We start from the raw sequence: 9,437 nt of genomic DNA, 5'->3' as shown, positions 1-9,437 counted from the left end.
GCAGAAACTACAACTGCTGCAGGACAGGTGATTGTTGGTTTTTGAGTGTCGTTAATAATTACTTTTTGAGTCGCAGTCTCTATGTTTCCACTACTATCACTAAAACTCCAATTAATAGTATAAGTGCCTTGAGCTGTATATGTCAATGGGTCGGTTGTTGTTCCGGTTACTGTCCCTGAACAATTATCCGTTGTTGTTGGAGCTGTTACAGTTGCAGAACATTGCGCTGTTATATCAGCTAAAACAGGTTTTACGGGTTTGTTAGTATCACTTACTTTTACTGTAGAAGCTGCTGAAGTTGTTTCGCATCCTGTTGAAGAATTTGTAATTTTTACTTTGTAATCTCCATCAGAATTTACAACTAACGTAGATGCTGTTTGACCAGAAATTTCAACATTATTTTTATACCAAACATACGTTGGTGAAGCAGCATTCGTTACCGCAGTTAAAGTAGTCGTGAAACAAGCCGTTAATGTTCCTGTTATCGAAGCAGTTGGTAATGGATTTGGTGTAGTTGAAACACTGGCCTTGTTATTATTTATATTACTATCTACTGTTGAAGCAGGCAATGCAGCTTCATTCATATAAACTCCAGATGCATTAACTTTTGCAATAATTTTTAATGTTTCTACAGCTCCTCCATTTACATCTCCAATACTCCAAATACCTGTTCCGGAATTGTAACTTCCAGTTGATTGTGTTGAACTAACAAAGGTATATCCTGTTGGAAGCAAATCATTTACTGAAACTCCCGCAGCGTTATTTACCCCTAGATTACTCAACTTAACAGTAAATTCTACATTAGATCCCACGCATGGTTTCGGATTATCTACTGTTTTTGTAACTCCTAAATCAGTACATAAAGTAACCGAAACAGGTTTAGATTGTGTTTGAGCACCACAGGTTAAAGTTGAAGCAACTGAATATGCACCTGTTTTAACAGCGGTATAAGTATCTGCGTTTGCTCCTGCGATTGCCACACCATTTAAATACCATTGGTAAGGAGAAAGTCCTGATTGAGTTTTTAATAACGCTGAATTATTTGAACAACCACCTCCTGAAATATAGGTAAAAGTTGGTTCTTCCGGCTGAACTGCAAAATTCGAGAAAAATCCTGCCATAGAGAAACCACCATCTTGCTGTACAATAGAAACTGTTAATTTAGCATTACTTTCTATAGTAAGAAAATCAGGGCTTCCTATTTGCTTACTATTAAAATTAATTAAATACCAGCCTGTTGTACCAATTTGATAACGTGGTGATATACCGGATACATTTGCAATATTATTTCCATTTACATTTACTACCTCTGATTGACTTCTTAAAAGAATATATCCAAAATAATCTAATGTACCTGTGCCATAATTTCTAAATTTTGCTGTCTCTATAAAATTAGATCCTCCACATTCAGATACTGGTGCAATTGTCGAAATATCAACCTCACATCTTTGTGCAGTTCCAGAATAGACTGCAACTCTTTTATCGGCAATAATATGAGAGGCTGTGAAACTTACGTCTTTAACACCATTAACAAAAGTATAAAATTTTCCTGCCTGCGCTAATTTTACTGTTTTTGTTCCAACTAAAGCTCCTGTAACTGAATAGCTTTCAATTGTCACATTTGTATCATCTTTAGTCGCTACAACGGTAGTTTGTTCTGCTGTATTATTTCCTGTTCCTCGTTCAAGAAAGTATTCCGTTCCAAGAACTGATTCGGGCGGAATTTGATTAAATGCTCCATCTCCACAGCCATCTGGTGTATCGATTGCAGCCGATGTATTCATAACACTCGGATTTGAAGATTCTACCAAAGTTCCAATAGGCGCTGTAAATAAATAACTTTGACCTGCCTTTAGCGTAACCGTTACAACATTGTCTAATTTTATAGATGTATCATTAGTAATAGCCATAATACTATAAATCGGGCGTTGATCACCTAATTCAGCAAAATTACCCAGCGATCCATCTCTGTAGTATCCAACTCTGTATCTAATTCCAATTCCTGCATCACCAAAGCTTGTTAAGGCCGCATTTCCTTTAATATCTTTATCGCTGCCCTCTCCACCTAAAGCATCAGAAGCAACATTTCTTAAATTTATTGATATTGGCTTACTTCCCGTAACTATTAATCCTGCCCCATTTAAGACAGTACTTAATTTATGTGCTGGTGCATCTTTAGGAAACCCTGCAAACCTATAAACTGCCGGAGTTCCTTTTTTGGCTGTCAGGGAATTTGTTACTAAAGTCCCATCACTTTTAAATATTTCAATTGTAACAGGAGCTACAGAATTTGTTGCAATAACAATTTCATTAGCTTTACTAAAATATTGCCAAGGGGCTGGTGCTATATAATGTTTTGTGTAAAATTGAGCTGAAGCGCTATAGCTGATTAGAATAAAAAATGAAATAAGAAAAATTGATTTAAAAGACTTAAATCCATTAAAAGTAAAGTTACGCATAGACAAACCCGGTATTAATTTGAGTAATAGAAATTATAGCTGAATTCCTTAAATCGGTTTTCAGATTATAAACGAGATACGAGAAAAATGAATGGATAGATTTTAGATAATTGAAAGTTTTTTCAATATCAGAAAAATAATGATGTAGCGTTTGGACCATAATGTTTTGGTTCAAGACACAAGTGCCTCTCGGTTAAATTAGTAGTTTTGGAGCGGCGAAAATATATAAACACCTCAATACTAGCCACATTAGTCGATAAACTACATGGAAAAACGTTGAAATACACTTTTAGTCGATATAAATTAACTTTAACGACCAAATAAAGATGATGATTTAACAATAAAACAACAGAAATTTCTTAATTTTTTAAAGAAAAATTAATTCATTTAGAATTTAGCAACAAAAAAGCAAATTTATCTTACAGAAAATATTTTTTACAAAATAAAAAACAACAACCAAATAGCTAAAAATCAAATACATAAGATTTATTTTTAGTAAACTAAAATAAAAGTAATTGCAGGTAAAAAAGACAGCTTTAACAGAAGTTATTCCAAAAATTTAATGTTACGTTTAAGCCCGTCAAACTTGGTTCTTTTTATAGGGGAATTCTTAAAAACAACTCGAAAAGTTTCTTCAGTAATCTCAGTCCAATCCTTTTTAGAAAAAGACAATAAATCCGGATTAGGATTGAATAATGGTTCTGAATGTGGTTTAGAAAATCGGTTCCAAGGACAGACATCCTGACAAGTATCGCAGCCAAACATCCACTCATCAAATTTTCCTTTCATATCATTCGGAATATTTTCTTTGAGTTCGATTGTATAATAAGATATACACTTGCTTCCATCCACAATATAGGGAGCAAGAATAGCCTGAGTAGGGCAAGCATCTATGCAAGCAGTACAAGAGCCGCAGTGATCTGTTACAGCATGATCATATTCTAAATCAAGATCCAGAATAAGTTCTGCAATGAAATAAAAAGAACCTACTTTCTGAGTTATTAAATTACTGTTTTTTCCTATCCAGCCCAAACCACTTTTTGCTGCCCATGCTTTGTCCAAAACCGGAGCAGAATCTACAAAAGCACGGCCAGAAACATCACCAATATTCTCTTGTATTGAATGAAGAAATTCTTTAAGCTTTTCTTTAATAACGAAATGATAATCCTGTCCGTAGGCATATTTCGAAATCTTATAAGCTTCATCATTTTGAGTTTCAGACGGAAAATAATTCAGTAAAAGAGAAACCACACTTTTAGCATCATCAACTAATAAAGTTGGATCTAAGCGTTTATCAAAATGGTTTTCCATATATGCCATTTGGCCATTATGATTATTGTTTAACCATTTTTCAAGCCGTGGTGCTTCTTGTTCCAGAAATCCTGCTTTAGATATACCACAAGAAATAAAACCTAATCTTTTGGCTTCTTCTTTTATAAATTTTGAATATATTTCTTTTGAATTGATACTCATCTTTTAGAAAATGAAACTTCGACATTAACAGGTTTTAAAGTAATCAATGGATTAAATTGTATAACATCATTATTAGACTTAATGACATATTTTTTTACAATTTGAGATATCGTTAAGCACATTTCATAAATGGCAAATCCGGTCCCGATACACATTCTTGGTCCGGCACCAAACGGGTAAAAATATTGCATGGACTCTTTTCGTTGTTCTCCAAGAAATCTTTCCGGAATAAATTCATCCGGCTTATTCCAGTATTTTGGATTTCGATGCAATTCGTAAAAAGAAACCCCAATTAAGGTATCTTTTTTAATTTTAAACTGAGCTAGAGAATCATCTTCCAGATTTTGCCTGTCGGTAATCCACGCAGGCGGATACAAGCGCATAGATTCGTTCAAAACGGCATTGGTGTATGTCATTTTTTGAAGCTGCTCTATAATGTTTTCCGTCTGCGATTCGATCTCGATGATTTCGTCAAATACTTTTTGCTGTACTTCCGGGTTACTGCCTAAAAGATGAAGCGTAAACGTTAAAGCATTTGCAGTTGTTTCATGTCCTGCAATAAACAAAACTTTAATTTCATCAATTAACTGTTCCATCGACATGCTTTCACCAGTATCTTCATATCTGGTTTCCAAAAGCATATTCAATAAATCATTTAATTCTTCCTTTGAGGCTTTTCTTTCTTCAATGATCTCCCGAATAATTCTATTATTCTCTTCAGCCAGACTAAGATGTTTTTTAACCTGACCGCTTAATGAAAACCACCAAGCTTTGTGCGGCAATCTAATTTCTTTAATTAAAAAATGCTGAACTTCTTCAATGATAAACTTTATGCGATGAAATTTATTTTCTGCTGTTGAAAGCTGAAATAATGATTTGGCCACTACATTAAATGCAAGCTGGCTCATAACAGGAAAAATGTCAATAGATTTATCCTCTGTTAAATTATCTATTTCTGAACTAATTGTTTTATTCATATTTTCTACCAGCTGATTCATCTTTTGTTTATGAAAAGCCGGTTGAATAAGACGTCTTTGTTTCAGCCAAAAATCACCATCACTGGTTAAAAGTCCTTTTCCTAAATATTTAGAAAGGTATACGGATTGAAATTTAGACTTATGATAATTCTTTTGGTTTTTAACTAAAATATACTGTGCAACTTCATTATCCCTTGACAAGATTATATACTTTGAGAAACCGATTCTAATAGAAAAAGAGTCCCCAAACTTTTCAAAATATCTTTTATGAAACGGAATAGGATTTCTACGAACACCTTCGGCATCCTTAAAAAATCTGATTATTGATAATTTTTCAGGGTAAGTATATTTTACATGATTGGACATAACAATTAGAATAAACCTCCTTGAATATTAGTGTTTATCTTTCCTAAATGTTTATAAGCTTTATCTGTAACTTCACGTCCGCGCGGTGTACGCATAATAAATCCTTCCTGAATTAAAAAAGGCTCATAAACTTCCTCAATAGTTTCACTGCTTTCAGATACGGCTGTAGCCAAAGTCGAAAGACCTACCGGACCTCCCTTGAATTTATTGATAATAGTTAATAATATCTTATTGTCCATTTCATCAAGTCCATGGGCATCTACATTAAGAGCTTTTAATGCATATCTGGCAATTTCCAAATCTATAGTTCCGTTACCTTTTATCTGCGCAAAATCACGAACTCTTCGAAGCAAGGCATTTGCAATACGAGGAGTTCCACGGCTGCGGCCCGCTATTTCAATTGCTGCTTCAAGATCAATTGGCATTTTTAATATCCCTGCACTTCTCTCCACAATAGTGGTTAAAAGTTCTGTAGAATAATATTGTAAACGAGATGAAATTCCAAAACGCGCTCGCATTGGAGCTGTTAACAACCCCGAACGTGTAGTTGCACCAATTAAAGTAAAAGGATTTAAATTAATTTGTACTGTTCTTGCATTAGGCCCGGATTCAATCATGATATCAATCTTGAAATCTTCCATTGCCGAATAAAGATACTCTTCAACTATAGGGCTTAAACGATGAATTTCATCTATAAATAAAACATCTCTTTCGTCAAGATTTGTCAGTAAGCCTGCTAAATCTCCCGGTTTATCCAAAACAGGTCCCGAAGTAATTTTGATTCCCACCTCCAGCTCATTTGCCAGAATATTAGCCAGAGTAGTTTTCCCAAGTCCGGGAGGTCCATGAAACAAAGCATGATCAAGTGCCTCACCACGCTGATTCGCAGCAGCAACAAAAACTTTTAAGTTTTCTAAAACCTGGTCCTGACCGGCAAAATCATCAAATGACAGCGGACGCAATCTTTTTTCAAGATCTAATTCTTCTGGGTTATATCCTTTTGTAGTAGGATCTAGATTTTCATTCATCCTACAAAGATATAGAAACTAATTAGTTTTGTAAAATAGTAAAATGATCTTTGAAACTTTAACTAAACAAAAAAGACTGTCATTGCTGACAGTCTTTTGATATTTTTAGTGGTGTAAAACTTCTTCACCTTCTTTCATTGGTACATTTTGAGGAACAAAATCTACATCATGATTTGGGTTACTGTAGTCATACGGCCAACGATATACATGAGGAATTTCACCTGGCCAGTTTCCGTGAATGTGTTCAACTGGAGTAGTCCATTCTAATGTTGTAGATTTCCATGGGTTCTGAACTGCTTTTTTACCGTAGAAAATACTGCTAAAGAAGTTGTATAAGAATACCAATTGGAAAACTCCACCAACAAGAGCAAATGTTGTAATTAAAACATTCACATTTTGTAAATCATCAAATAATGGGAAGTTAGTGTTTGTATAATAACGTCTTGGTAAACCAGCTAATCCGATAAAGTGCATTGGGAAGAAAACTCCATAAGCACAAACTGCTGTTACCCAAAAGTGAATATAACCTAAGTTTTTGTTTAACATTCTTCCGTACATTTTTGGGAACCAGTGGTAAATACCAGCAAACATTCCGTAAAGTGCAGAGATACCCATTACTAAGTGAAAGTGAGCAATTACGAAGTAAGTATCGTGAACGTTAATATCTAAAGTACTATCTCCTAAAATAATTCCAGTTAAACCTCCAGTAATGAAAGTTGAAACCATTCCGATAGAGAATAACATTGCAGGGTTGAATTGCAGGTTACCTTTCCATAAAGTTGTAATCCAGTTAAATGCTTTTACAGCCGATGGAATTGCAATCAATAAAGTTGTAAAGGTAAATACAGATCCTAAGAAAGGATTCATACCAGAGATAAACATGTGGTGACCCCATACAATAGTAGATAAGAATGCAATTGCAAGAACTGACATAATCATCGCTCTATATCCAAAGATTGGTTTACGAGAGTTCGTAGCCATAATTTCAGATACAAGACCCATCGCTGGTAAAATTACGATATAAACCTCAGGGTGACCTAAGAACCAGAATAAGTGTTCAAATAATACTGGAGAACCGCCTTGGTAATGTAAAACCTCTCCTGCAATATAAATATCAGATAAGAAGAATGAAGTACCAAAACTTCTATCAAAAATCAATAATAAAGCAGCAGATAATAATACCGGGAAAGAAATAACCCCGATAATAGCTGTTACGAAAAATGTCCAGATTGTAAGTGGAAGTCTAGTCATAGACATCCCTTTAGTTCTCAAGTTAATAACAGTTACAATGTAGTTTAATGATCCCATTAAAGAAGATGCAATAAAGATAGCCATTGAAACTAACCATAAAGTCATACCAGTTCCAGATCCAGGGATCGCTTGAGGTAAAGCACTTAATGGAGGATAAATTGTCCAACCTGCAGAAGCTGGTCCAGCTTCAACAAATAAAGAAGATAACATTACTACAGCAGATAAGAAGAACAACCAGTATGAAATCATGTTCATAAATCCAGAAGCCATATCACGCGCTCCAATTTGAAGTGGAATAAGTAAGTTACTAAAAGTTCCACTCAAACCAGCTGTCAGTACAAAGAATACCATGATGGTCCCGTGAATTGTAACCAAAGCCAGATAAATATCATTGGCCATTACACCATCAGGTGCAAATTTATCTCCTAATAAAACATTGAATATTTTAAAAGACTCTTCTGGCCACGCTAATTGCATTCTGAAAAGCAAGGACATTGCAATACCAATTACTCCCATAACAATACCAGTAATCAAGTATTGTTTAGCAATCATTTTGTGATCAATACTAAAAATATATTTAGTAATGAACGTTTCTTTATGATGATGTTCGTGCTCGTGATCGTGTCCGTGATCGTGACCGTGCGCTTCTGCTGACATATATGTGTACTTTAAATTTTCTTAATAATATTATTTCATAGCTACTTTAGCTACAGCTGCTTTTACAGTATCTACAACCGCTTTTACTGTATCTTTAATTTTAGCAGTAGTATCTGCAGCACCTTCAACTCCTTCAGCTGGTTTTTCAGCAGCAGCTGCCGCTTTAATATCCTGAGCCAAAGTTGTTTTTTCGCTTAACCATTTTTTATATTCTTCCGGAGTATCAACCACAACTTTCATTTGCATGTTATAGTGCGAAGCTCCACAGATTTTATTACATAATAATAAATAATCAAATGTATAAGGATCCAAAGCTGTTCCACCTTTAGCAACTAACTCAACGCTTTTTTCAGCTCTAAGTTTGTTGATGTGTGCCACTTTTTCAACCATAAATGGTAACTCTCTGTATTCAGCAGTAGTATAAGTTGGAACGAATGCAAATTCAGTAACCATTCCAGGAACACAGTTCATCTGCGCTCTAAAGTGAGGCATGTAAGCTGAGTGCAAAACGTCTTGAGAACGCATTTTGAAATGTACTTTTTTACCTTTAGGGATATGCAATTCAGAAACTACAATATCATCTTGAGAGTTAGGATCTGACATATCAACTCCTAATGTATTTACTCCTTCGATTAAACGTACGTTAGCTTTTCCTAAAACATTATCATTTCCTGCATATCTTGCAGTCCATTTAAATTGTTGTGCGTATAATTCAATTTCAACTACATCTTCATCTTTGTCAACAAACATAATATTATTCCAGGCATACAATCCATAAAGGATTAAACATGCTAAAACAACAGATGGAATAATACTCCAAATTGCTTCTAATTTATTACTATCAGCAAAGAATAATGCCTTTCTGTCTTTATGTCCTCTGTTTTTAAAAGAAAACCAATATAATAAACCTTGTGTAATAACCTGAACAGTAAAAATTAAAACCCAAGTAATATTCATTAAATTATCTACTAAAAGTCCATGCTCAGAAGCAGGAGTATGAAGTGCCAAATTACCCCATTTTAGTAAACCATAAATAGTAAATATATAAATGAAAGCTAAAAAGCCAAACATAATATATCCCTGAATGTTATTGTCATTATCTGATGCAACTTGAGAATCGTCCGAAGAAGATCCTACTTGAGTAAGATCAAATATCTTGGTCAATTGCCACAATGCAACTGCTAATAAAACTAAAACTATAATTACCAACAAACTTGTCATCTGTT

5 protein-coding genes and 1 pseudogene are annotated in these 9,437 nt (G+C 34.4%); all 6 read right to left on the bottom strand.

Annotated features, from left to right (window positions below; genetic code table 11):
• A pseudogene (locus BKM63_RS09240) lies at window positions 1–2,459 on the bottom strand (DUF11 domain-containing protein); the annotation flags it as partial.
• 546 nt (window positions 2,460–3,005) lie between these two features.
• Window positions 3,006–3,932, bottom strand: coding sequence for a tRNA epoxyqueuosine(34) reductase QueG (gene queG, locus BKM63_RS09235; RefSeq protein ID WP_071636298.1), 927 nt, complete (start codon window positions 3,930–3,932; stop codon window positions 3,006–3,008).
• Window positions 3,929–5,275 carry a cytochrome P450 gene (locus BKM63_RS09230; RefSeq protein ID WP_071636297.1) on the bottom strand — a complete coding sequence of 449 codons (1,347 nt, stop codon included), beginning with the start codon at window positions 5,273–5,275 and terminating at the stop codon, window positions 3,929–3,931. The genes queG and BKM63_RS09230 overlap by 4 nt, the downstream gene beginning before the upstream one ends.
• Before the next feature lie 5 nt (window positions 5,276–5,280).
• Entirely contained in the window at window positions 5,281–6,303 is a 1,023-nt protein-coding gene (gene ruvB, locus BKM63_RS09225; protein ID WP_071636296.1) for a Holliday junction branch migration DNA helicase RuvB, read from the bottom strand.
• 105 nt (window positions 6,304–6,408) lie between these two features.
• Window positions 6,409–8,211, bottom strand: a complete 1,803-nt coding sequence (locus tag BKM63_RS09220; protein WP_071636295.1) for a cytochrome c oxidase subunit I — start codon at window positions 8,209–8,211, stop codon at window positions 6,409–6,411.
• 30 nt (window positions 8,212–8,241) lie between these two features.
• Window positions 8,242–9,432: a cytochrome c oxidase subunit II gene (locus tag BKM63_RS09215; protein WP_071636294.1), complete on the bottom strand. Its 1,191-nt coding sequence runs from the start codon at window positions 9,430–9,432 to the stop codon at window positions 8,242–8,244.
• Window positions 9,433–9,437 lie beyond the last annotated feature (5 nt).

This window comes from Flavobacterium johnsoniae, from assembly GCF_001879205.1.
GTDB classification, from domain to species: Bacteria; Bacteroidota; Bacteroidia; order Flavobacteriales; family Flavobacteriaceae; genus Flavobacterium; species Flavobacterium johnsoniae_A.
Note: the sequence above shows the minus strand (reverse complement) of the source record. Positions and strands in the feature narration are given on the sequence as shown.